The 25561-nt window shown below is 43.3% G+C and carries 27 protein-coding genes; 26 read left to right on the plus strand and 1 reads right to left on the minus strand.

Annotation, left to right across the window (positions count from 1 at the left end; all coding sequences use genetic code 11):
- Positions 1-65 precede the first annotated feature (65 nt).
- From HMPREF0373_RS05855 to rsfS, 25 genes are all read left to right on the plus strand, one after another.
- Positions 66-791, plus strand: a complete 726-nt coding sequence (locus HMPREF0373_RS05855; protein ID WP_021738723.1) for a pseudouridine synthase — start codon at positions 66-68, stop codon at positions 789-791.
- Entirely contained in the window at positions 788-1468 is a 681-nt protein-coding gene (locus HMPREF0373_RS05860; protein ID WP_021738724.1) for an HAD family hydrolase, read from the plus strand. The genes HMPREF0373_RS05855 and HMPREF0373_RS05860 overlap by 4 nt, the downstream gene beginning before the upstream one ends.
- Positions 1469-3376, plus strand: a complete 1908-nt coding sequence (locus HMPREF0373_RS05865) for a YgiQ family radical SAM protein (RefSeq protein ID WP_021738725.1) — start codon at positions 1469-1471, stop codon at positions 3374-3376.
- 87 nt (positions 3377-3463) lie between these two features.
- Complete coding sequence (locus HMPREF0373_RS05870) at positions 3464-4483, plus strand: RluA family pseudouridine synthase (RefSeq protein WP_044963127.1); 1020 nt, start codon at positions 3464-3466, stop codon at positions 4481-4483.
- Between the two features lie 7 nt (positions 4484-4490).
- Positions 4491-5141: a histidine phosphatase family protein gene (locus tag HMPREF0373_RS05875; RefSeq protein ID WP_021738727.1), complete on the plus strand. Its 651-nt coding sequence runs from the start codon at positions 4491-4493 to the stop codon at positions 5139-5141.
- Positions 5141-5674: a Holliday junction resolvase RecU gene (locus HMPREF0373_RS05880; RefSeq protein ID WP_021738728.1), complete on the plus strand. Its 534-nt coding sequence runs from the start codon at positions 5141-5143 to the stop codon at positions 5672-5674. Before HMPREF0373_RS05875 ends, HMPREF0373_RS05880 begins: the two co-directional genes overlap by 1 nt.
- A 142-nt stretch (positions 5675-5816) precedes the next feature.
- On the plus strand, positions 5817-7004 hold the full coding sequence (gene hisZ / locus HMPREF0373_RS05885) for an ATP phosphoribosyltransferase regulatory subunit (RefSeq protein ID WP_044963129.1): 1188 nt from the start codon (positions 5817-5819) through the stop codon (positions 7002-7004).
- A 12-nt stretch (positions 7005-7016) separates the two neighbouring features.
- Complete coding sequence (gene hisG / locus HMPREF0373_RS05890) at positions 7017-7667, plus strand: ATP phosphoribosyltransferase (protein WP_021738730.1); 651 nt, start codon at positions 7017-7019, stop codon at positions 7665-7667.
- A 3-nt stretch (positions 7668-7670) separates the two neighbouring features.
- Positions 7671-8972 carry a histidinol dehydrogenase gene (gene hisD, locus HMPREF0373_RS05895; RefSeq protein WP_021738731.1) on the plus strand — a complete coding sequence of 434 codons (1302 nt, stop codon included), beginning with the start codon at positions 7671-7673 and terminating at the stop codon, positions 8970-8972.
- Between the two features lie 18 nt (positions 8973-8990).
- Positions 8991-9584 (plus strand): imidazoleglycerol-phosphate dehydratase HisB, encoded by a 594-nt coding sequence (gene hisB / locus HMPREF0373_RS05900; protein WP_021738732.1) that lies wholly within the window; start codon positions 8991-8993, stop codon positions 9582-9584.
- A gap of 3 nt (positions 9585-9587) precedes the next feature.
- Positions 9588-10868: a bifunctional phosphoribosyl-AMP cyclohydrolase/phosphoribosyl-ATP diphosphatase HisIE gene (gene hisIE, locus HMPREF0373_RS16375; protein ID WP_021738733.1), complete on the plus strand. Its 1281-nt coding sequence runs from the start codon at positions 9588-9590 to the stop codon at positions 10866-10868.
- Between the two features lie 196 nt (positions 10869-11064).
- Positions 11065-11367 (plus strand): hypothetical protein, encoded by a 303-nt coding sequence (locus tag HMPREF0373_RS05910; protein WP_021738735.1) that lies wholly within the window; start codon positions 11065-11067, stop codon positions 11365-11367.
- Positions 11368-11453: 86 nt separating this feature from the next.
- Complete coding sequence (locus HMPREF0373_RS05915; RefSeq protein WP_021738736.1) at positions 11454-12155, plus strand: ABC transporter ATP-binding protein; 702 nt, start codon at positions 11454-11456, stop codon at positions 12153-12155.
- A 4-nt stretch (positions 12156-12159) separates the two neighbouring features.
- Positions 12160-15723: an FtsX-like permease family protein gene (locus HMPREF0373_RS05920; protein WP_021738737.1), complete on the plus strand. Its 3564-nt coding sequence runs from the start codon at positions 12160-12162 to the stop codon at positions 15721-15723.
- A gap of 237 nt (positions 15724-15960) precedes the next feature.
- Complete coding sequence (locus tag HMPREF0373_RS05925) at positions 15961-17832, plus strand: TIGR03960 family B12-binding radical SAM protein (protein ID WP_021738738.1); 1872 nt, start codon at positions 15961-15963, stop codon at positions 17830-17832.
- Positions 17816-18535, plus strand: a complete 720-nt coding sequence (locus HMPREF0373_RS05930) for a TIGR03936 family radical SAM-associated protein (protein WP_021738739.1) — start codon at positions 17816-17818, stop codon at positions 18533-18535. Before HMPREF0373_RS05925 ends, HMPREF0373_RS05930 begins: the two co-directional genes overlap by 17 nt.
- Complete coding sequence (locus tag HMPREF0373_RS05935; protein WP_081695221.1) at positions 18525-19718, plus strand: ribonuclease E/G; 1194 nt, start codon at positions 18525-18527, stop codon at positions 19716-19718. Before HMPREF0373_RS05930 ends, HMPREF0373_RS05935 begins: the two co-directional genes overlap by 11 nt.
- Before the next feature lie 101 nt (positions 19719-19819).
- Positions 19820-20128, plus strand: a complete 309-nt coding sequence (gene rplU, locus HMPREF0373_RS05940) for a 50S ribosomal protein L21 (protein WP_021738741.1) — start codon at positions 19820-19822, stop codon at positions 20126-20128.
- Positions 20129-20146: 18 nt separating this feature from the next.
- On the plus strand, positions 20147-20470 hold the full coding sequence (locus tag HMPREF0373_RS05945; protein ID WP_021738742.1) for a ribosomal-processing cysteine protease Prp: 324 nt from the start codon (positions 20147-20149) through the stop codon (positions 20468-20470).
- Positions 20471-20475: 5 nt separating this feature from the next.
- A complete protein-coding gene (gene rpmA / locus HMPREF0373_RS05950) occupies positions 20476-20766 on the plus strand; it encodes a 50S ribosomal protein L27 (RefSeq protein ID WP_021738743.1) in 291 nt (96 codons plus the stop codon).
- A 70-nt stretch (positions 20767-20836) separates the two neighbouring features.
- Positions 20837-22123, plus strand: a complete 1287-nt coding sequence (gene obgE, locus HMPREF0373_RS05955) for a GTPase ObgE (protein WP_021738744.1) — start codon at positions 20837-20839, stop codon at positions 22121-22123.
- Positions 22124-22195: 72 nt separating this feature from the next.
- On the plus strand, positions 22196-22483 hold the full coding sequence (gene yhbY, locus HMPREF0373_RS05960) for a ribosome assembly RNA-binding protein YhbY (RefSeq protein WP_021738745.1): 288 nt from the start codon (positions 22196-22198) through the stop codon (positions 22481-22483).
- 24 nt (positions 22484-22507) lie between these two features.
- On the plus strand, positions 22508-23134 hold the full coding sequence (gene nadD, locus HMPREF0373_RS05965) for a nicotinate-nucleotide adenylyltransferase (RefSeq protein ID WP_021738746.1): 627 nt from the start codon (positions 22508-22510) through the stop codon (positions 23132-23134).
- A complete protein-coding gene (gene yqeK, locus HMPREF0373_RS05970) occupies positions 23131-23733 on the plus strand; it encodes a bis(5'-nucleosyl)-tetraphosphatase (symmetrical) YqeK (RefSeq protein ID WP_021738747.1) in 603 nt (200 codons plus the stop codon). Before nadD ends, yqeK begins: the two co-directional genes overlap by 4 nt.
- 5 nt (positions 23734-23738) lie before the next feature.
- On the plus strand, positions 23739-24092 hold the full coding sequence (rsfS, locus tag HMPREF0373_RS05975) for a ribosome silencing factor (RefSeq protein ID WP_021738748.1): 354 nt from the start codon (positions 23739-23741) through the stop codon (positions 24090-24092).
- A gap of 121 nt (positions 24093-24213) precedes the next feature.
- Here rsfS and lexA read toward each other — a convergent pair whose 3' ends face one another.
- Positions 24214-24831, minus strand: coding sequence for a transcriptional repressor LexA (gene lexA, locus HMPREF0373_RS05980; RefSeq protein ID WP_021738750.1), 618 nt, complete (start codon positions 24829-24831; stop codon positions 24214-24216).
- A gap of 233 nt (positions 24832-25064) precedes the next feature.
- Here lexA and yneA point away from each other — a divergent pair, with 233 nt between their 5' ends.
- Positions 25065-25487: a cell division suppressor protein YneA gene (gene yneA, locus HMPREF0373_RS16000; protein WP_021738752.1), complete on the plus strand. Its 423-nt coding sequence runs from the start codon at positions 25065-25067 to the stop codon at positions 25485-25487.
- Positions 25488-25561 lie beyond the last annotated feature (74 nt).

Raw genomic sequence — 25561 nt, forward strand, 5'->3', positions numbered from 1 at the left:
GCAGATTTGAAGGCATACCTCTATAATGATATAGATAAAAAATTGTGACAGAAAGAAAAACACATATGATTCGCATTGATAAATTTCTCTCTCAGATGCAGGTAGCAACCCGTTCTGAGAGTAAAAAACTGATTAAAATGAAACGTATTACAAAAAACGGTGCACTTGTAACGGACGGAGGAGAAAAATGTGATCCGAAGAAGGACTGTATCTGTCTGGATGGACACCCCATCGCTTATCAGGAATACCATTATCTGATGCTGCACAAACCGGCTGGATGCGTCACTGCCACCGAAGATCGCCAGGATAAAACCGTAATGGATTATCTGCCGGACAATCTGCGCCGGGGGCTGTCCCCGGTGGGACGGCTGGATAAAGACACCGAAGGTTTGCTGTTGATCACAGATGACGGTGCATTGAATCACAGTCTTCTGGCACCGGGACGTCATGTTCCGAAAACCTACTATGCCAGAATCCATGGAATTGTGACAGAGTCTGATATTACAGCCTTCAAGAATGGGCTGGACATTGGTGAAAAGAAAATGACCGCACCGGCTGCTCTCAAAATTCTGCATATTGCAGAAAACGAACAGACATCCGAGATTCTCGTGACGATCACAGAAGGAAAATTTCATCAGGTAAAACGGATGTTTCAGTCCGTAGGTAAAAAGGTATCCTATCTGAAGCGGCTGTCCATGGGAAGTCTGCATCTGGATGAGAAACTGACACCCGGTGCCTGGCGGGAACTGACATTGGAAGAAATTACAAAATTGAAGGAAGAAACAATATGATGATAGAACAGAAAGAAGCTGTTATCTTTGATCTGGATGGAACCATGACAGACTCCATGTGGATCTGGGAAGAGATTGATCAGGATTTTTTCCGGCAACAGGGCCTTCCCATGCCGGAACATCTCCATGAAGAAATCGAGGGAATGAGTTTCACAGAAACGGCACAATATTTTATTCGAAAGTATCAGCTTTCCAAGAATGTGGAAGAAGTAAAAGAACTGTGGAATCGTATTGCTTTGGACAAATATATACACGAAACCACACTGAAACCGGGGCTGGATGAATTTTTACAATTACTGAAAAAACAGCATATAAAGATTGGCATTGCAACCAGTAATTCCAGACTTCTGCTGGATGCTTTTCTGGATGCGCGCAACCTCACAGGCTGCATTGATGCCATTACTACCAGTTGTGATGTCAATAAAGGGAAACCGGAACCGGATGTATATCTGAAAACAGCAGAAAAACTCGCGGTTTCCCCACAACATTGTCTGGTGTTTGAAGATATTCCGATGGGGATTTTGGCAGGTAAAAGAGCCGGTATGACGGTCTGTGCCGTGGAGGATGACTATTCTGCATTGCTGCGGGCAGAAAAATACAGACTGGCCGATTATTATATCACAGATTACAGGCAGGTTCTGGATCATACTTACGAAGATTTAAGAGGATTTAAATAGATGAAACAATTTTTACCAATCAGTCGTGCCGATATGCAGGCACAGGGAATAGAGCAGCTGGATTTTGTATATGTCATTGGTGATGCCTATGTGGATCATCCGTCTTTCGGGCATGCGATCATCAGCAGGATCCTGCAGGCAAATGGATTTTCTGTTGGAATTATTTCACAGCCGGACTGGAAAAATCCGGACAGTATCAGTATCCTGGGTGAGCCAAAAATCGGTTTTATCGTAACCGGTGGAAATATGGATTCCATGGTCAATCATTATTCCGTATCTAAAAAACGCCGTCAGAAAGATGCGTTTACGCCGGGCGGAATCACGGGCCGGCGGCCGGATTACGCAACCGTGGTATACTGCAATCTCATCCGCCGCACCTACAAACACACACCGCTGATCATTGGAGGACTGGAAGCCAGCCTGCGCCGTCTTGGACATTATGATTACTGGTCAAATAAAGTGAAACGTTCCATTCTGTTGGATTCCGGTGCGGATCTGCTGTTATATGGAATGGGAGAACGCAGTATCGTGGCTGTGGCAGAGGGGCTGCGCAGTGGCATTGATATCAAAGATCTTACTTATATCGACGGCACGGTATACAAGACAAAGGATCCGGACAGTGTATACGATGGTATTACACTGCCATCTTACGAAGAAATCTGTGCCAGCAAGGAATCCTATGCCCACAGTTTTTATACACAATATTGCAATACGGATCCATTTACAGCAAAACGGCTCATTGAGCCTTATCCAAATAAATGCTATGTCGTGCAAAATCCGCCATCCAAACCACTGACTACCAGTGAGATGGATGCCGTATATGCACTTCCTTATATGAGAACCTATCATCCGTCCTATGAAGAAGCAGGTGGTGTTCCGGCAATCGAAGAGGTGAAATTCAGTCTGGTCAGCAATCGTGGCTGCTATGGTGGCTGCAGTTTTTGTGCCCTGACGTTTCATCAGGGAAGAATTATCCAGACCCGAAGCCATGAATCCATCCTGAACGAAGCAAAGCAGATGGTCTGGGAGCCAGATTTTAAGGGCTATATTCATGATGTGGGTGGTCCTACCGCAAATTTCCGTGGCCCATCGTGCGATAAACAGCTGACCCGCGGTGTCTGCAAGAACCGGCAGTGCCTGTTCCCGAGTCCATGTCCGAATTTAAAGGTAGATCATTCTGATTATCTGAGCCTGTTACGGGAACTGCGCGTGCTTCCGAATGTGAAAAAAGTATTTATCCGTTCCGGTATCCGTTTTGATTATCTGATTTGCGACAAGGATAAAACTTTTTTCCGGGAATTATGTGAACATCATGTCAGCGGACAGTTAAAAGTTGCTCCGGAACACATTTCTGATTCAGTATTATCACTGATGGGAAAACCACCGGTAGCAGTATATAACAAGTTCCGGGAAGAATATAAAAAAATCAATGAGCGGATCGGAAAGAAACAGTATCTTGTTCCATATCTGATGTCTTCTCATCCTGGATCCACTCTGAAAGAAGCTGTGGAACTGGCAGAATATCTCCGGGATCTTGGCTATATGCCGGAACAGGTACAGGATTTCTATCCAACACCATCTACGATTTCCACCTGTATGTATTACACCGGACTGGATCCGCGCACTATGAAGAAAGTGTACGTCACCAACAATCCGCATGAGAAAGCCATGCAACGTGCCCTCATACAGTACCGCAATCCGAAAAACTATGATCTGGTATATGAAGCGCTGCATCTGGCTCACCGCACGGATCTCATTGGGTTTGAACCCAAATGCCTGATCCGGCCAAAACATAATGGACAACAGAATCGTAATTATCAGAACCATGGACGCAATAATGGAACCGGAGCTTCACATCCGAAAAAGCGGAAAGCAATCCGTAACGTGCACAAGAAAAAACAGAAATAATTGGATTTTTCAGGCAGACAAAATGATACATTTTGTAATCCAAACAAAAAAACGCATCCTAGAAGAATTTAAGAAAGTGAAATGCTCATGAAAGAATTTTCCATATCATCCAAAGAAGCCGGACAACGCATGGACAAGTATCTGTTCAAAATATTAAATCAGGCTTCCAAAGGATTTGTTTATAAAATGCTGCGTAAAAAAAATATTGTGTTAAATGATAAAAAAGCAACCGGACAGGAAGTATTGCAGACTTCTGATCAGATTAAAATCTATCTGTCCGATGAAACCTTTAACAAGTTTGCCTCTGCTCTTGCAGAAGCACCAATGGGAAAGCAGACTGCAGATCTTCATTCCGAATCTGCAGCTGCCGGTCCGGCTGCAAAAATGTCCACTGTGCACCATCCAAAACCGGAAATCGTATATGAGGATGAGGATATTCTGATCCTGAATAAACCGGTGGGTATCTTATCACAGAAAGCAGAAAAAAACGACTATTCCGCCAATGAAATGGTCATTGATTATCTGTTAGAAAGCGGGCAGCTGACCCGTGCGGAATTACGCACGTTCCATCCTTCCATCTGTAACCGGCTCGATCGCAACACTTCCGGACTTCTGATTGCAGGAAAGACGATCCGTGGTCTGCAGGAAATGGCAGAGGCTTTAAAGTCACGCAGCATGCAGAAATATTACCGTTGCCTGGTGGCCGGACAGCTTACACAGGATGCACATTTGAAAGGATATCTGTCAAAGAATCACCAAAACAATAAAGTAACGGTTCACAAAGAGGCTTTTGCGGATGCTTCTTATATTGAGACAGCATATCATCCGGTGAAAGTGTATAAAAACATGACACTGTTGGAAGTACATCTTATTACCGGGCGTTCCCATCAGATCCGTGCCCATCTGGCCAGCATCGGACATCCAATCCTGGGAGATGGTAAATATGGAGATAAAAAAATAAATCAGACGGTAAAGGACAGCTGCAGGATCCGTTCTCAGCTGCTGCATGCCTATCGGATGGAATTTCCGGACGGCCGGATTGTCACTGCACCGGAACCCGCGTCCTTTGCACGGGTACAGACAAAACTTGCAAAAGAGAAGAGGTAGAGAAACCATGCATTTATATATTATGAGACACGGAGAGACATTCTGGAACAAAAAAGGGTTGATTCAAGGCTCTTCTGATATCGCTTTAACCCCATATGGGGAAGAACTTGCCCGCGATACCAGGGACGGATTCGACCGGGAAGAGATAAGATTTCAGCGCATTTATTCCAGCCCCTATCAGCGTGCCGTAAAAACAGCGGAAATTATTGCAGAACATCAGAATATTTCCGTAAAGGTGGATCTCCGGGTACGTGAAATGTGCTTTGGAAAATACGAAGGAGATAAGATCAGTGAAATCCGAAACAGCAAAGATCAGAATCTGATTTACTGTTTTTCCAAACCGTCCATGTATGTAGCGGATGAGACCGGCGATAATTTTTCTGATGTTTATGCACGTATTGAAGATTTTTTGAAAAATGAAATTCTTCCATTGGAACAGGATCCATCCGTGGAAAATGTTCTGGTGGTGTGCCACGGAGCCGTGATCCGTGCCTTTCTGACTTATATCAGACAGATGTCCATGGATGAATTCTGGAGCATTCATCAGCCGAATTGCAGCGTCAACTGTATTTTGGTACAGGATGGAACCTTTCACGTGGAAAAAGAAAATATTCTTTACTATGATGATCCGGAACTGACGCATCGGGGGATTTTATAATGCCAACCTGGAATTCAAGAGGGCTGCGAGGTTCTACACTGGAAGAATTTATCAATCGTACCAATGAACGGTACCGTGAAAATCATCTGGCCCTGATCCAGAAAGTCCCAACGCCTATTACCCCTATCAAAATGGACAAAGAGAGCCGTCATATCACGCTGGCTTATTTTGAACAGAAAAGTACCGTGGATTATATCGGTGTCGTGCAGGGAATTCCTGTATGTTTTGATGCCAAGGAATGTCAGGTCAATACGTTTCCGCTGCAGAATATTCATCCTCATCAGGTGGAATTTATGCGGGATTTTGAGCAGCAGGGTGGTATTGCATTTTTTCTGATCTTTTATCCCCATCTTGACCGGTTTTATTATCTGCCATTTCGGCAACTGGCACAGTTCTGGGAGCGGATGCAACAGGGCGGCAGAAAGAGTTTTCGTATGGATGAACTGGATGAGACGTTCTTTTTTACCGGTCACTCCGGACTTCTGGTGCCATATCTGGATGCGCTTCAGCTGGATTTGAATTTAAGGGATTGACATTTTAGCTTTATTTTTTTATAATGTTTAAAGATTTTTACATATTAGCATGGTAGCACACTAAAGTGTTTGGGAATGATCAATCCGATTTTCATATTTTTTATGTAAAAAAATAAAAATGGAACAAAGAGGGGACATAGCAGTGAAAAATCAATTATTACATACGCCCGAAGGTGTCAGAGATATTTATAATGAGGAATGTGAACGCAAAATCATTCTGGAAGGCCGTCTGCTTTCTGTATTAAAATCTTACGGCTACCATCCGATTCAGACACCGACTTTTGAGTTTTTTGATATATTTGGTAAAGAGATTGGTACCACGCCTTCGCGGGATCTGTACAAATTTTTCGACCGAGAAGGCAACACACTTGTTCTCCGCCCGGATATCACACCATCCATCGCGCGATGTGCATCCAAGTATTATATAGAACAGGCGATTCCCATCCGTCTGTGTTATACCGGCAATACGTTCCGCAACAATTCCAGTTATCAGGGACGTTTAAAAGAAAACACACAGTCCGGTGCCGAATTGATCGGGGATGGCAGTGTAGAGGCAGATGCAGAGATGCTGGCACTTTCTGCACAACTTTTAAAAGCAGCCGGTCTGAAAGAATTTCAGCTCAGTGTTGGACATGCAGATTTCCTGCGGGGCTTATTTGAAGCAGCCGGTCTGGATGAAGATGTCATGGAAGAGATCCGGAATCTGCTTCAGAACCGCAATCTGTACGGTGTGCAGGAAGTGGTGGCACAGTATGTGACAGATGAAAGTTTAACACAGTTGTTCGGTCTGCTGACAGATGTCATGCTGGATAAGGAAAAAATCTCCGCTGCAAAAGTATGGGCACAGGAATTTCCACGGGTGTTAAACGCACTGACCCGTCTGGAGCAGCTGGATGAACTGTTGGAATTATATAAAATCCACAAATATGTATCTTACGAACTGGCTATGATCTCTGGTTTTGATTATTATACAGGTATTATTTTTGCCGGTTATACTTTTGGCAGCGGAGAAGCCGTTGTAAACGGCGGACGTTATGACAATTTGTTGAAATCCTTCGGCAAATCCGCACCGTCCATCGGGTTTGCGGTTGTCATTAATCAGTTGATGGCCGCACTGCAGCGCCAAAATGTACGGATTCCATTTGAAAATACGACAAAATGGTTTATTTACAGCCAGCAGTACCGTCAGGATGCTATTAAAGATGCACAGGTACTCCGAAGCCGTGGTGAACAGGTGGAACTGATGCCGCTGACTGAACAGAATACAAAAGCTGTTTATGAAAAATATGCAGAAGAGAACCATATTCAGGACATTATTTTTTATATGTAGGAGGGCCGGAGAATGAGATATTTAACATTTGCACTTGGAAAGGGTCGTCTTGCAAATAAGACACTTGAAATGTTTGAAAAAATCGGAATTACCTGTGAGGAGATGAAAGATAAAGACACGCGAAAACTGATTTTTGTCAATGAAGACTTAAAACTGCGTTTCTTTCTCGCCAAAGGACCGGATGTACCGACTTACGTGGAATACGGTGCTGCTGATATCGGTATCGTCGGAAGAGATACCATCTTACAGGAAGCCCGCAATATTTATGAGGTGTTAGATCTTGGATTTGGAAAATGCAGGATGTGTGTCTGCGGTCCGGAATCTGCCAGAGATTTGTTGCAACATCATGAGCAGATCCGTGTGGCTACCAAGTATCCGAAGATTGCCAAGGATTATTTTTATAACAAAAAGCATCAGACCGTGGAAATCATCAAGCTGAACGGTTCGATTGAACTGGCACCGATCGTCGGTCTGGCAGATGTCATCGTCGATATTGTGGAAACAGGTTCTACCCTGCGTGAAAACGGGCTGGCTGTGTTAGAAGAAGTGTGTCCGCTATCTGCACGTATGGTGGTAAACCCGGTAAGTATGAAGATGGAGCAGGAACGCATCAGCAAGCTGATCACAGATCTGCGCCAGGTAATGAGCGAAGGAGAAAAGTAAGATATGCGTACATTAAAACTGACAAAGGAAACCATTCAGAATATACTGACCGATCTGTTAAAGAGAAGTCCTAACAATTATACCCAGTATGAGAGCAGCGTAAACGAAATCATCGCCAATGTCCGCAGTAACGGTGACCAGGCAGTATTTGACTATACACAGAAATTTGACGGTGCAACAGTAACAGCAGACAATATCGAAGTGACAGAGGATGAGATTGCAGAAGCATATGAACTGGTAGATCAAAAGCTTTTAGAAGTAATCCGCAAAGCAAAAGAAAACATCCGTGTTTATCATGAAAAGCAGAAACAATACAGTTGGTTTGACAGTTCTATCCCTGGCACCATGCTCGGTCAGAAAGTAACTCCGATTGCCAAAGCCGGTGTATACGTTCCCGGTGGAAAAGCCGTCTATCCATCTTCTGTACTGATGAATATCATGCCGGCCAAAGTAGCAGGTGTAGAGGAGATCATCATGACAACCCCATGTAACAAAGCGGGCAAAGTCAATCCATCCACGCTCGTAGCTGCAAAAGAAGCCGGTGCAGACCGTGTGTTTAAAGTCGGCGGTGCACAGGCTATTGCCGCACTTGCCTTCGGTACCGAAAGTATTCCAAAAGTTGACAAGATTGTGGGACCTGGAAATATCTATGTAGCCCTTGCAAAAAAAGCCGTATTCGGTCATGTCAGCATTGACTCCATTGCAGGTCCGAGTGAGATTCTTGTTCTGGCTGACGAAACTGCCAATCCACGTTTTGTTGCGGCTGATTTACTGTCCCAGGCAGAACATGATGAGCTGGCATCTGCCATTCTGATCACTACCAGTGAAAAGCTGGCAGAAGAAGTATCCAAAGAAGTAGATGGTTTCTGTGAAGTGCTCTCCAGAAAAGCGATCATTGAGAAATCTCTGGAAAACTACGGTTACATCCTGATTGCCCCGGATCTGGATACTGCCATTGAGACAGCGAACGAGATTGCTTCTGAACATATGGAAATTGTGACCGCAAATCCATTTGAGGTTATGACAAAGATTAAAAATGCAGGTGCTATTTTCCTTGGTGAATACAGCAGTGAACCACTGGGGGACTATTTTGCAGGACCAAACCATGTTCTTCCTACTAACGGAACTGCAAAGTTCTTTTCTCCATTAAGCGTGGATGATTTTATCAAAAAATCCAGTATCATCTCTTACTCCAGAGATGCTTTACATGCGGTATACAAAGATATTGCACAATTTGCAGACTGCGAACAGCTGACTGCACATGCAAACTCCATTCGCGTCAGATTTGAAGACGAAGATAAATAAAGACCGGAGGATGAAACAATGGCAGAACAACGCTATGCACAGGTACACAGAAAGACAAATGAGACAGATATCAGTCTGACTCTTACATTAGACGGAAACGGAAAGCAGGATATTGCTACCGGAATAGGCTTTTTTGATCACATGCTTTCCGGATTCACCAGACATGGTTTCTTTGATCTGGATTTGAAGGTGGCTGGTGATCTGGAAGTCGACTGTCATCATACAATCGAAGATACCGGGATCGTCCTTGGAAATGCCATCCGGGAAGCTCTGGGAGACAAAAAAGGAATCAAACGATTTGGCAGCATGATACTTCCCATGGACGAGACACTGGTTCTGTGTGCCATTGATCTGTCCGGCCGGCCATATTTTGCTTTTGATGCAGAATTCACCACAGATCGTGTCGGTGACATGGATACTGAGATGGTACGGGAATTTTTTTATGCTGTTTCCTACTCCGCAGGGATGAATCTGCATATGAAAGTACTTTCCGGGACAAACAATCATCATATCATTGAAGCATTGTTCAAGGCATTCGGCAAAGCACTGGATGATGCTTCCTCTTATGATCCGCGCATAACGGATATTTTATCCACGAAAGGCAGTTTATAAACAATGAAAAAGAATTTAATTGCAACAATTTATTTAAAAAACGGAAAACTGGTCAGCGGTTTCAATGATTACACGGAACAGGATGATCTGATGGAACGGATCCGTCTCTATAATGACAACGGTATCGACAAAATTTATCTTTTTGACCTTTCCGACAACGATGCAGAACATGAACTGAATCTTCATACCATGAAGGAAATCAACCGCGTTTCTGAGATTCCGGTATATGCAGGCGGCAACATTAACCGTCTGGAGGATATCAAAAAAATATTATATGCCGGATGCAAGAAAGCTATTTTAAATCCGGTAAAAGATGTGACGGCACAGCTATCCAAAGAGGGAGCTATGCGATTCGGTAAAGAAACTCTGGCATTGTCTATCCACAATGTAGATCTGTTTTTCAAACAGAAAGAAGCTGTTGAAAATAACACCAGTGAACTGATCGTTCTGGATCCGGCGTTGATGGGAACGCTTGGAAATGTTACCGATATGTCCTATTCCATGATTCTGACGGAAACAGATAATGAAAGCATCTGCAAAGCATTACAGTCAGATGATACCATTAACGGCATTTCATCCAAAACGATCAGTGCACCAGATACGGATATCATGGCTTTAAAAGCATATTTAAAAGAACAGGATATTGAAACAGGACATCTGGAGACCTCCTGTGAATGGTCGGAGTTCAAATTAAATTCCGATGGCATGATTCCGGTTATTGTACAAGATTACAAAACCAATGACGTGCTGATGCTTGCCTATATGAACGAGGAAGCATTTTATACCACATTGTCACTGGGTAAGATGACGTATTACAGCAGAAGCCGTAACGAACTCTGGACAAAGGGTATGACCTCCGGACATTACCAATATGTAAAGGCTCTTTCCATTGACTGCGACAAAGATACGATTCTGGCAAAAGTTTCCCAGATCGGTGCTGCCTGCCACACCGGCAAGCGCAGCTGTTTCTACACAGATCTGGTCAAAGAAGAGTACAAGGAGAAAAATCCGCTAGAAGTATTTGAGAATGAATACAATATCATCCTGGACCGTAAACTTCATCCGAAAGAAGGATCTTATACAAACTATCTCTTTGACAAAGGAATTGACAAAATTCTGAAAAAAGTCGGAGAAGAGGCTACCGAAATTGTGATCGCAGCAAAAAATCCGGATCCGGAAGAAATCAAATATGAGATCGCAGATTTCCTGTATCATATGATGGTCATGATGGTAGACAAAGGAATTACCTGGGATGAAGTATTGGAAGAATTATCTCAAAGATAAAAACCAGAATTTGTATCTGCCCGCATACAGAAATTCAGAAAGATGCTTCTCCCTGTGCGGTGAACACAGATGTTCTGAATCAGAAGACATCTGCATATGTAAATAAAAGCAAGGAAAGTTTATCATTACACCAGAGAAAGGCTGTAATAATAAACTTTCTTTTTTTATCAACACTTTTTTCGAAAGGAGTGTGTGTATGCATCCGGAGCAATATGAAGATCGAAAACGATACATCAATGCCATAAAAAGCAGTTTTTCTACTTCCGGGCAGCCACTAAATGCAAATGAGCAAGGCGGTGATAACAACCGTTCTGAAAAAGTTCCCCACAGTTTTTTAGGTGTCCGTTTTTTTCTTGCACTCTGCCTGTTTCTTGCCTTTTTTGCCATTAAACAGACCGACACTTCCTGGAAAGGATGGGATGCAAAGAAAATCACCCGGCAGCTTCAGTCTACCATGGATGTATCCGGCATTTCTGACTGGTTCAAAATACTTCCATAATTTTGAAATTTTATACTTTCTTTATTGCTTCTGTTTTTAGATAAACCTATAATAAAAGCATAATAAGTTACTGCGAGGAAAAAAGGATGTCTTATATCGAATTTCAGAATATTACAAAAGAATATAATACCGGCGGAAATGCTATTTTTGCATTAAAGGACGCTTCCTTTTCAGTGGAAAAAGGAGAACTGGCGATCATACTCGGTGCTTCCGGTGCAGGAAAAACAACCGCACTGAACATTCTGGGCGGCATGGATACCGCAACTTCCGGTCATGTGATGGTAGATGGATCCGACATCACCACCTATGGAAAGAAACAGTTGACCCAGTACCGTCGGACCGATATTGGCTTTGTATTCCAGTTTTACAATCTGGTTCCGAACCTGACCGCACTGGAAAATGTGGAATTGGCTTCTCAGATCTGCAATGATTCCCTGAACGCAGAACAAACACTTGTGAAAGTAGGTTTGGAGCAACGCATTAAAAACTTTCCGGCACAGTTATCCGGAGGCGAACAACAACGTGTATCCATTGCCCGTGCACTGGCAAAAAATCCAAAACTGCTGCTTTGCGACGAGCCTACCGGTGCACTGGACTACAATACCGGAAAACAGATCCTTCAACTTTTACAGGATACCTGCCGCAGGGAGAAAATCACGGTACTGATCATCACCCACAACTCTGCTCTGGCACCGATGGCAGACCGGCTGATCCAGTTTAAAAATGGCACCGTAATCAGTGAAACCAGCAATCCGACTCCGGTTCCGATTGCAGAAATAGAGTGGTAAACAGATGAAAGCTTACTGGAAAGACATAACACGAACAATAAAAAAAGAAAAAAAACGGTTTTTCTCCATTCTTCTGATCACATTTCTTGGAGTTACCATGTTTGCCGGATTATCCGCCGGATGCCGGGATCTGCGCGCATCTGCAGATGATTATTATGACAGACAGAATCTGTATGACATCCGGATTCAATCCACCCTCGGACTGACCAATGAGGATGTGAAGGCAGTCTCTCAGGTAAAAGGTGTAGAAAAAGCCTGTGGTACTTACAGTGAAACCGCCTTGGTACAGGCGGGCGATCTGCAGCAGAAAGTAGAGGTAACACTGCTTGATATGAAAGGATTTAACCAACCCCTTTTACTGGAAGGTACACTTCCGCAGAGTGCATCAGAGATTGCCGTTTCACAAAATTATTGTATCGATGCCGAAAAAAAGATCGGTGACCAGGTAACACTAACGGCGCAGCGCACTTCCGGAGATGAGGATACCTCCGCACTAAAACAGCATAGCTATACGATTACAGCAATCATGCAGGATGCTGCAGACCTGATCGCAGATGACGGTGCTGCGTCCTTCCGCTCCTCCCAGTCAGCAAAATATTTCTTCTACGTCACTTCTGATGCACTGGACAATGAAGTATATTCTGCCATTGAACTGAGTGTTCGCGGTGCAAAGAACCTTTCCTGTTTTTCGGAAGAATATCAGGATAGGGTAGATGCTGTCAAAAAACAGATTGAAAAAGAAATCAAGGAAAAACGTGAGCAGGCCCGTTACGATGAAGTTGTTTCCGATGCTGCTGCAACACTGGCAGATGCGCGTCTGGAAGCAGATACTCAGTTCGCAGATGCAGATGCGAAAATCACAGATGCGAGAGCGGAACTGGATGATGGGAAAATACGGCTGGCAGATGGCTGGCAGCAACTTCAGGACGGAATCCGCCAGTTAAATGAGCAAAAAAAGAGTGCGGCCGAGCAGTTCCGGCAGGGATATGTAAAGATTTCTGACGGTTATACACAGCTTGCTTCCGGAGAACAACAGTTAACTTCCGGAAAGGCAGAATTAAAGGAACATCAAGTTCAATTAAATCAGGGCGCAGCAACATTACAGCAGCAAAAAACAGCTGTTATGCAGGAATTATCCAATGCGGAAATACAGCTGACTCAGGGACAGCAACAGGCATCCGACGGAAAAGAGCAGATTCTGGCTCAGGTCTCTCAGATACAAACGCAAATGGGAGATGCATGGCCACAGGATTCCTGGAAATCCTATGAAACAGCAGTAGAAAACGGTAGCACATACAACAGTGAGAAAACCACTTTTCAGACTGATTTGAAAACCAGGATAGAAGTTCTGAATGCTGCACTGGATACACAGATTCTTCAGCTGGATCCGAATGCCGCCGACTATGATATGCAAAAACAGGTACTGGAAGACCGGAAGACACAGTTACTGCAGATTCCGGATGGCATGTCTACACTTGAAACACAATATGAATCCCTACAGACAACTCTGTTTCAGTTAGAAACGCAAAAGGCAGCTATCCAGACGAAAAAACAGGAGGCGATCCAACAGTTTACCGATGCCGAAACAGAGCTGAATATACAGCAGCAACAATTATCCGGAGCTGCCGCTCAGTTGGAACAACAGGAACAAAAACTGACCAGCGCCAGACAAGAACTTGGGGCAGGTCTGGCAGAGTTGAAACTTCAGGAACAAAATGCCAATACCCAGTTTATCAAAGCAGATCAGGAAATTCAGAAAAACACAGACAAACTGAATCAGTCTGAGCAGGAACTGGCAGATGGTTCCGCAAAGCTGGAAGAGCAGATGCGGAAATTAGAACAAGAACGAAGCAAGGCATATGCAGAACTGGCAGATGCACAGGCAGATATTGATGCCATTCGTATGACGAAATGGTATGTGCAGGATCGCAGCTCCATCAGCAGTTTTTCCACCATTCAGAGTGATGCAGATTCCATTGAGACGATTGGAACGGTATTTCCGATTCTCTTTCTTTCGGTTGCGATTTTGATCAGCCTGACGACCATTACCCGTCTGGTAGAGGAAGAACGCGGACAGATCGGTATATACAAAGCACTTGGTTTCTCAGATGCACATGTATATGGAAAATACCTCACCTACACGTTATCCGCATGTATCTGTGGCGGACTGCTGGGAGATATCGGTGGTTTTATCCTGATGCCGAAATTCCTGTTTATGGTTTTCGATGTCATGTATAAGATTCCATCTTACCGCTTTCTGTTCCATGCAGGTTATGGAGTCTGCGGTATCCTGCTGTTTGTAGCCGGAGCCCTGATTGCAGCAATCTGCGCATGTCACAGTGAACTGCGGCAGTGTCCGGCAGCACTGATGCGCCCGAAAGCACCGAAAGCCGGATCCAGGGTATTTCTGGAAAAAATCCCGTTTTTGTGGAAACGCCTTTCTTTCCTGAATAAAGTTACATTCCGCAATCTGTTCCGTTATAAAAAGCGTCTGATCATGACCATCAGCGGCATCCTTGGATGCACCGCACTTCTGGTGGTAGGTATGGCCATCAAGAACTCCGTAACGGATCTGATGCCAAAACAGTATAACCATATCTATCGCTATGACATGATGGCAGTTGTTATGGCCGAAGATTATGATAATTTTACAAAACAAATCGATACAGATTCGAATATTTCAGATTACCTCGGACTTCAGATGGATACGGTACAGGCGAAAAATGAAAGCCAGACAGTGGAAGAAACAGTTCCGCTCTATGTAATTCCGAAGGATGCTTCCATTGCAGATTATATCAATCTGGAAGGCCTGGATGGCAAAGAAAAAGATCTGTCTGATGGTCAGATTTTTGTTACTCAGAACCTGTCAGAAGTAATGGGATTTACTGCAGGAGATTCTCTGCAGATCCAGAACAGTGACCTGAAAGAATGTACTTTTTCTGTGAATGGCATTTTACATAATTATCTCGGAAATGCGATTTATATGCGGCAGAGTACTTATGAGGCACTGATGGGCGATTATACACCGAATGCGATACTGGCACATTTATCTGCTTCCTGTGATGATCCGGTATCCTATGCGGATACTCTGTCCCGGGAAAGTGATGTCGTATCCTGTAGCAGCGTACAGACCATGCGTGATGAATTCACAAAATCCTTCAGTCTGATCAATTGTGTCGTTGTTTTGGTAACAGCCTTGGCGGCAGGCCTTGCCTTTGTTGTATTATTCACGCTGGCTACCACCAATATTTCCGAGCGAGAGAGGGAACTGGCTACCATCAAAGTACTTGGCTTTTTCGACAACGAGGTGCATCTGTATGTCAATAAGGAAACACTGATCCTCACAGTGATCGGTATTATACTCGGACTTCCGGTGGGGCGTTTTTTCAGTGGTCTGCTGACTATGGTTTTAAAAATGCCTTCTATATACTTTGCGGTTTCCGTACATCCGACCACCTATCTGTTTGCCGGAGGTATGACGTTTCTGTTTGCACTGGCAGTGGATTTCATCACAAACCGGATGTTAGACCGTATCAATATGGTAAATGCATTGAAGAGTGTAGAATAAACTTCAACACAGAATAGAAAAGAACCCGTAAAAGCGTCATGTTCTCATTGACGCTTTTTACTGTCTTATGCTAGAATGGAAAATTGTGCAGGAAATCAAAAAAAGCACCTGCATAATTTGAACGCAGAATAAGCATTCCCCCGCTTCAAGTGCGTAGAGCACTAAGCGGTGGTTAAGGGGGATGCTTATGTCCGCTTTACAATCAAAAAGTATACAAAATAGAACAGGAAAAAAAGAATGAATAATAAACTTGCGTTAAAAGACGAAATTTTATTGACCATAGATAAACCTGCCCGTTATATCGGAAATGAGGTAAATATGGTCCGTAAAAATCCGGAAGCGGTGAAGATACGTGTTGCCTTCGCATTCCCGGATGTATATGAAATCGGTATGTCACATCTTGGCATCCAGATCCTGTATCATCAATTCAATCTACGGAATGATGTGTACTGTGAACGTGTCTATTCCCCCTGGCCAGATCTGCACAAGATTATGAAAGAACAGCAGATTCCGCTGTTTGCACTGGAAACCCAGGATCCAATTAAGGACTTTGATTTCTTATGTATGACACTGCAGTATGAGCTTTGTTATCCAAACATTCTCCAGATTCTGGATCTGGGTGGAATTCCTCTGAAATCTGCAAACAGAACAGATCATATGCCAATCGTCATCGGCGGTGGCCCCTGCGCATACAATCCGGAACCGATTGCTGATTTTTTCGATATCTTCTATATCGGAGAAGGCGAAACCGTATACGATGATCTCTTTGATCTCTATGAACAGATGAAAGAGGATGGCAGTTACAGCCGCCAGAACTTTTTACACGAAGCAGCTAAGATTCCGGGACTGTATGTACCGTCTCTCTATGAGGTATCTTATAAAGAAGACGGAACCATCGCTTGTTTTCAGCCGGTTTATGAGGATATTCCTACTGTGATCCACCGTCAGGTAGTGGAAAATATGTCCGAATCTGTGTATCCGGACAAACCGCTGGTACCATTTATTAAAGTCACACAGGATCGCGTTGTTCTGGAAATTCAGCGAGGCTGTATCCGTGGCTGTCGTTTCTGCCAGGCCGGTATGGTGTACCGTCCACTGCGGGAACGCAGTCTTGAAATGTTAAAAGAAAAAGCTTATCAGATGCTGACCAGTACCGGACATGAGGAAATTTCCTTGAGTTCTTTAAGTTCCAGCGATTACACCTATCTGGAAGAACTGCTGACTTTCCTGATCGATGAATTTAAAGATAAAGGCGTAAATATTTCCCTGCCATCCCTGCGTATCGATGCGTTTTCACTGGATGTTATGAGTAAAGTACAGGATATCCGAAAAAGCAGTTTGACTTTTGCTCCGGAAGCCGGTTCCCAGCGTCTGCGTGATGTCATCAACAAAGGTCTGACCAAGGAAAATATTCTGCATGGTGCCGGACTTGCCTTCGAAGGTGGATGGAATAAAGTGAAATTATATTTCATGCTGGGACAACCTACAGAAACCATAGAAGATATGAAAGCCATCGGTGAACTTGCAGAAGAAATTGCCGAGCGTTATTATGAAATCCCGAAGGATCAGCGAAATGGAAAATGTCAGATCACAGTAAGTACCTCTTTCTTTGTGCCAAAACCGTTTACACCTTTCCAGTGGAGCCCGATGTGCACAAAAGATGAGTTCCTTGGACGGGCAAAGATTGTAAATGAGACCATCAAATCTCAGTTAAATAAGAAGAGTATTCGATATAACTGGCATGAAGCAGATGTCACAATGATCGAAGGAATCCTTGCCAGAGGTGACAGACGTCTTTGCAATGCACTGATCCGTGTCTATGAAAAAGGAGGCATTTTCGCAGCCTGGTCTGAATTTTTCGACGATCAGATCTGGCAGGATGCGTTTGCGGAAGAACAGATTGATACAGACTTTTATACTACCCGTGCCCGTCAGGAAGATGAAATCTTCCCATGGGATTTTATCGATGCAGGTGTAACGAAACAGTTCCTGTTGCGTGAATGGCATGCAGCCAATGAGGAAACGGTTACTCCGAATTGCCGCCAGAAATGTGCCGGTTGCGGAGCCATGAAATATAAAGGAGGCGTATGCTATGAGAATCAGAATTAAATTCCGTAAGTACGGTGTTATGCGTTTTATCGGACATTTGGACATCATGCGTTATTTTCAGAAAGCCATGCGCCGTGCCAATATTGACATTGCTTATTCCGAAGGATTCTCACCGCACCAGATCATGTCCTTTGCGGCACCTTTAGGCGTAGGCATCACCAGTGACGGAGAATACCTGGATATTGAAGCAAAATCTACGAAATCCACGCAAGAATCCATCGCTGCATTGAATGCGGTTATGGTTGATGGTATCGAAATTACGCAATATGTTGCCCTGCGGCAGGATGAAAAAAAAGCAATGACGGCAGTGGGAGCGGCAGATTATATTGTATATTTTAAAAATGAGATTGATTTTACCCAGGAGGAACTGGAAGAAAAAATCCGTATCTATTATGAAGAACGGAGCAATATCGAAGTGACAAAGCAGACGAAGAAGAGTGAGCGTGTCATCGACCTCAAGCCGCTAATCTATGTGTTCCGTCCATATGTGGAAAAAGAACTTGGCTGGCAGGGATTTTTCCTTCAACTTTCTGCCGGAAGCACTGACAATATCAAACCAGAACTGGTATTACAGGATTTTTATCAGTATTTTGGGGAAAAATATCATCCATTTAATATGCAGATCCACAGAGTAGAAACTTACGAACACACCGAGGACGGATTAAGACCGCTGTATCAGGCAGGTGATGTCATTGAAGCATAAAGTCATTATCACAGATACCTCTGTCAACAGTCATCAGGTGCGTATGTGTGCCACCGTTTCCGAACGCCGGATGCTGGAAGTACGCTGCCGAAAACTCGGGCAGGAATCCATCCTGGGAAATATCTATGTAGGACGGGTACAGAAAGTCGTTCCGAATATTCAGGCTGCATTTATTGAAATCAAGCCGGGGCTTTCCTGCTACTATTCCATGGAAGAAAAGGCTGCACCTGTGTTTGCAAAAAAAATCCCATCTTCCAGACTGGTACAGGGAGATGAACTTCTGGTGCAGGTAACACGGGAGAGTGTCAAGACGAAAGCACCGACTGTTTCTGGTAATCTGAATCTGACCGGCCGATATCTGGTAGTGACCAGCGGCGACTGCCGGCTCGGCTTTTCTTCCAAACTGACAAAAGCTGAAAAAGAGCAGTTCCGTACACTGCTGGAACCGGAATGGGATGGTTCCTATGGTATTATTGTCCGTACAAACGCAAAAGAAGCCGAGGCGCCGGTACTTCTGGCAGAACTGCAACAATTAAAAACGCAGTTGCAGTCAATCTGTGATACTGCAGCCATGCGGACCTGTTTTTCCTGTGTCAGCCGCACACCGGAAAGTTATATGGGCTATCTGAAAAACAGTCGACAGGAAGGATTGATAGAGATTGTCACCGATCTGCCGCAGGTGTATGAACAAATAGAGCAGCAACAGTTTTCCGACCCGGTTTTTGCACAAATACCGGTTCGGTTGTATGAGGACCCCTTACTTCCACTGGCTGCACTTTATAATCTAAATAAACAAACCGAAGAAGCGCTGCAGCCAAAAGTCTGGATGAAATCCGGTGGCTATCTGGTAATTGAGCCGACGGAGGCACTGACTGTAGTGGATGTCAACACAGGAAAGAGCGTAAATAAAAAGAATCGGCAGGAACATTTTCTGAAAATTAATCTGGAAGCAGCAGAAGAGACAGCTGCACAGCTTCGGCTCCGCAACATATCCGGAATTGTCATTATTGATTTTATCAATCTGGAACAGGAAGAAGACCGGAATACCGTCATGGAGCATCTGCGCCGCTGTGTAAAAGTAGATTCTGTTCCGGTTCAGGTGATCGATATGACAAAACTGAACCTTGTGGAGCTCACAAGAAAAAAAGTTGAAAAAAGTTTGGCAGAACAGTTGACAGAATAAAAACAGTCTGCTATTATACTAAAGATGCCGCACAACGAGGTATAAGACTGCAGGATCTGCAGCACCGAAATTGGCGAGTAATGATAAATAGGAGGTGCCATATGTACGCAATTATAGCAACAGGTGGTAAACAGTACAAAGTTTCTGAAGGCGATATCATTACCATTGAAAAGCTTGGAGTAGAGGCTGGTGAGACAGTAACTTTCGATCAGGTATTAGCAGTAAATGACGGAAGTCTGAAAATCGGTAATCCGACTGTTGAGAATGCTACCGTAGAAGCATCCGTTGTAGCTAACGGACGTGGAAAAAAAGTAATCGTTTACAAATATAAAAGAAAAACCGGTTACCATAAGAAAAACGGACACAGACAGTCCTTTACAAAAGTTAAAATCGAAAAGATTAATGGTTAATTGAAAAGGTAACATGTAATGGTAAAAATAACAGTTTACCAGAACCATGATCAGCAGTTTGTTGGTTTTGATTGTTTGGGACATGCAGAATATTCCGATGAAAATGATATCGTATGTGCTGCGGTATCCGCAATGACGATCAACTGCATAAATTCCATTGAAACATTCACAGAAACATTGTTTTATTGTGATACCAATGAGGCAGACGGAATGATATCTTTTCGAATTACGGAAAAGAATGGAACAGATGCACAGCTTTTGCTGAAATCGCTGATTTTAGGTTTCGAGAACATGGAGAGTAACTACGAAGAATATATTGATTTGATCTTCGAGGAGGTGTAGGAAACATGATGAACATGAATCTTCAGTTCTTTGCTCATAAAAAAGGTGTAGGTTCTACAAAGAACGGCCGTGATTCCGAGTCCAAGAGATTAGGAGCAAAAAGAGCAGACGGACAGTTTGTAAAAGCTGGAAATATTTTATACAGACAGCGTGGTACTAAGATTCACCCGGGTGTGAACGTAGGTATCGGCGGAGATGATACATTATTTGCAAAAGTAGATGGTGTATTAAGATTCGAGAGAAAAGGAAGAGACAAAAAACAGGCTTCCGTTTATCCAGTAGCAACGAACGAATAATGAATCCATCAATAGACTCGACTTTCATAGCCGGGTCTATTTTCTACTATAAAAAAAGGAATAGAAACTTATGTTTGCAGACAGTGCAAGAATTATTATAAAATCAGGAAAAGGCGGAGACGGACATGTCAGCTTCCGCCGGGAAAAATATGTGCCCAACGGCGGTCCTGACGGCGGAGACGGAGGAAAAGGCGGAGATGTCATCTTCCAGGTCGATGAGGGACTGAATACACTGACCGATTTCAGACACCGCCGCAAATATGCTGCGGAAAACGGGGAAGAAGGTAAAAAGCGAAACTGTCATGGTAAAAACGGTGAAGATATCATCGTAAAAGTCCCGGCAGGAACCATCATCCGTGATGCACAGACAGATAAAGTCATTGCGGATATGTCCGGTGGAAATACCCGTCAGATTATTTTGCGTGGAGGTCGTGGTGGAAAAGGAAACCAGAATTATGCGACAGCTACCATGCAGGCTCCGAAATATGCACAGCCGGGACAACCGGGGATTGAACTGGAAGTTCGCCTGGAGCTCAAGGTCATTGCCGATGTAGGTCTGGTAGGTTTCCCAAATGTTGGAAAATCCACTTTACTGTCCAGAGTGACAAATGCGCAGCCAAAGATCGCCAACTATCATTTCACAACTTTAAACCCGAATCTGGGCGTTGTTGACCTGTCAGAAGGTCAGGGCTTTGTCATCGCAGATATTCCGGGACTGATTGAAGGGGCATCTGAAGGAATCGGTCTTGGACATGAATTTTTAAAACACATTGAGCGCACCCGTGTCATGATCCATATGGTGGATGCGGCTTCCACAGAAGGTCGTGATCCAATCGCAGATATTTATGCCATCAATAAGGAACTGGAAGCTTACAATCCGGATCTGGCGAAAAAGCCACAGGTGATTGCAGCTAACAAAATTGATGCGATCTATGCCGGGGATGAGGATCCGGTGGAAAAGCTGCGACAGGAATTTGAGCCACAGGGCATTCGCGTGTTTGCCATTTCAGCAGTCAGCGGAAAAGGACTGAAGGAATTATTATATGCAGTAAATGAGATGCTTCAGGGCATGGATCGTGAACCGGTTGTATTTGAACAGGAATATGATCCGTCTACTGCAATGTATCTGGATGAACCGTATACTGTTGCCTATGACGAAGAAAAAGATGAATTTGTGGTAGAAGGTCCTCGTATTGAAAAAATGCTTGGATATACCAATATTGAATCCGAAAAAGGTTTCCTGTTCTTCCAGCGTTTCTTAAAAGATCAGGGAATTTTAGAGGAACTGGAAAACTTAGGTATTCAGGAAGGTGATACCGTACGCATGTATGGACTTTCTTTTGATTACTACAAATAAAAATATATCATTTCACCCTGCAGATTTCTTCTCAGACGATGCATCTGCACAGTGAGCCTATGGAGAATAATTATGACAAGTAAACAGAGAGCTTATTTAAAAGGTCTTGCCATGAATCTGGAACCGATTTTTCAGGTCGGCAAATCCAGTGTGACACCGGAAATAGTAAATGCGATTACTGAATGTTTTAATACACATGAATTGATTAAATTGAGTGTGTTAAAAAACTGTTTTGATGATCCACGCGAGATTGCAGCTGTAATCGCAGAACGTACCCATTCCCAGGTAGTGCAGGTAATCGGCAAGAAAATTGTATTATATAAACCGGATAAGGAAAATCCAAAGATTGTTTTGCCTTAATCCGTCAGAAATGGAGTATGGTATATGACTCTGAACAAAAAGAAAATCGGTATATTTGGCGGTACCTTCAATCCCGTTCATTATGGGCATCTTTTGATTGCAGAAAATGCCTGTGACCAGTTTGAACTGGATCATGTCATTTTTCTCCCTACCGGGCATACTCCCCACAAGGCTTTTATGGGAGAAAAAATGAGCATTCACCGCTGTCATATGGTAGAAGCAGCTATTGCTGATAATCCGAAATTTTCAATTTCTTATCGTGAAATTGAAAGCACCGGCGTCAACTACACATACGTGACGTTGGCTCGGTTTCATAACGATTATCCGGACTGCGAACTTTATTTCATCCTTGGTGCGGATTCCCTGTTCGATTTTGACAGTTGGAGGCATCCGGAGGAAATCTGCAAATATGCCAATATACTGGCTGCAGTCCGCGGAAATCTCAATGCAGATGAAGTTGACCGGCAGATTGTATATCTGAAAGAAAAATATCATTCCGGTTTTTATCGCCTGAACACGCCGAATTTCAGTGTGTCCAGCAGAGAGCTGCGCGAACGTATTATGCGGGGAACTACTATCCGTTACATGCTTCCGCCTCAGGCTGAACAGTATATCAGAGACCACGCTCTTTACCGGGAGGATTTCGCATGACAGTAAAAGAAATACAAAATAATTTAAAAACAATATTAAAACCTGCAAGATACGAGCACACACTTGGGGTAGCCAAAACAGCCCGTCATCTTGCTGAACGGTATGGTTATGACAAAGATACCGCCGAACTGGCAGGTCTTTTGCATGACTGTGCAAAGTATATGGATGATGACACAAAAATCGCACTCTGCAGGGAATACAAGACCTCTATCAGCGATGCAGAATACAAGAATCCGTCTCTGTTGCATGCAAAATGTGGTGCAATTCTGGCAGAACAGGAATATCATATTACCGATTTTGATATCCTGCATGCCATCCGTGTCCATACCACAGGAGTTCCGGACATGAGTCTTCTGGATAAGATTATTTTTATCTCAGATTACATTGAACCAAACCGAGACAAGGCTCCTCATTTAAAAGAACTGCGTAAGATGGCTGACCAGGATCTCGATATGACGGTCTATTATATTTTAAAAGATACCGTAGCATATCTGAAAAAACACGAGGAACAGACAATGGATCCGACAACACTGGCCGCTTATAATTACTATAAAAACTGGTTTGAAAGCCAGAAGAACAACCAGAAAGGAATAGGGTGAGTAGTATGAATGACGTATCCCGTGAAATGGCGAAAATCGCCTGTCACGCATTATCTGACAAAAAAGCAGAAGATGTGCAGGTAATTGATATCAGTGAAATTTCTGTCATTGCAGATTATTTTGTAATTGCAAGTGCTGCAAATACAAACCAACTGCAGGCAATGATGGACGCAGCAGAAGAGGAACTTTACAAAGCAGGATATCACTGCGCACAGAAAGAAGGAAATAATAACTCCAGCTGGATTTTAATGGATTATAAGGATATTATTATTCATTTATTTTCTAAAGAAGATCGTTTGTTTTATGATCTTGAGAGAATCTGGCAGGATGGTAAAGTTATTTCACCGGAAGAACTGTAATTTTTCGTTTATCTGAGTAAAGAAAAATCCGGAGCAGAAATCCAGACAGACACGGATGATTTTCAATCGTCCTGTCTTGGATTTTGCTCCGGATTTTCCCTGTCTACATGCAGAATTGCATTTATTTAAAGAATCGGAATGTTCCAATCACTTTTCCCATGATCATCACATCGGAGACGATAATCGGTTCCATAAAATCATTTTCCGGCTGCAGACGATAATAACCATTTTCTTTATAAAAGGTTTTAACCGTAGCAGAATCATCTACAAGTGCGACTACCATATCCCCGTCGTTTGCTGTTGTCTGCTGTTCTACCAGAATATAATCCCCGTCCAAAATACCGGCATTGACCATACTTTCTCCCTGAACCTGTAAAATAAATGTTTGTTCATTTGGCATAAATTCAGCCGGAATCGGAAAATAATTTTCAATGTTTTCTACCGCAAGGATCGGTTCTCCGGCTGCAACTCTGCCGACAATCGGTACATTAACCATTTCTCGTCTGGTCAGATTAAAGTTCTCATCCACAATTTCAATAGCACGTGGTTTGGTAGGATCACGGCGAATATAACCGTTTTTCTCCAGTGTCTCTAAATGTGCATGAACAGAAGAGGTAGATTTTAGTTTGACAGCTTCGCAGATTTCACGCACTGCAGGTGGATATCCTTTATTTAAAATCTCTGCTTTGATATATTCTAAAATTTCTCTTTGTTTATCGCTGATCTTTCCATATGACATAATATATTTAACGCTCCTTAATATTCATTACCTGTTTCATGATTAAATTATAGCATAACAAACTAATGATTTCAAACATATTCGAAAACTTGTTCCGAAAATCTGTTCGTGTTTTTGCTTGACATCCGAACACACGTTTTGTATAATACAATTATCGAACAGGTGTTCCGAACATGGTTTCGGACATTTAGCTAGTACTGTGTAAAGCAGAGAATGTATGGGAGGACACACACATGAGTACATATTCCGTAATTTACAATACAAATCCGTATCAGAAAGCGCAGGCCAGAACACAGAACCAGAAAAAAGCACGTATCCGTGCAGCTAAAAAGAAACAGGCACTGAAACGGCAGATTTTGGGAATCGCTTTTATGTTTCTTACTATTCTGGCCACGGTATTGGTGAGCACAAGCTGTCTGAAAGGAAATCAGGTAAAAGCTTCTTCCGTACATGAAGAGAATGTTTACTATAAAACAATTCAGGTAGAAGAGGGTGATACTTTATGGACACTGGCAGATCAATATATGGGAAACTGCTCTTTTGATCGTCAGGAGTATATTGATGAGGTGAAAGAGATGAATCATTTGACCAGCGATACGATTGAAAGTGGCGCTTATCTGATGATTCCTTATGTAGGAACGATTTCTGAGTTATAATACGATGTCATGCAAGCAATCGAACATTCTGTTCGATTGCTTGTGTAGAGTGCAGTGATTCTGAGAAGAATATG

Source organism: Eubacterium ramulus ATCC 29099, from assembly GCF_000469345.1.
Taxonomy (GTDB): Bacteria; Bacillota; Clostridia; order Lachnospirales; family Lachnospiraceae; genus Eubacterium_I; species Eubacterium_I ramulus.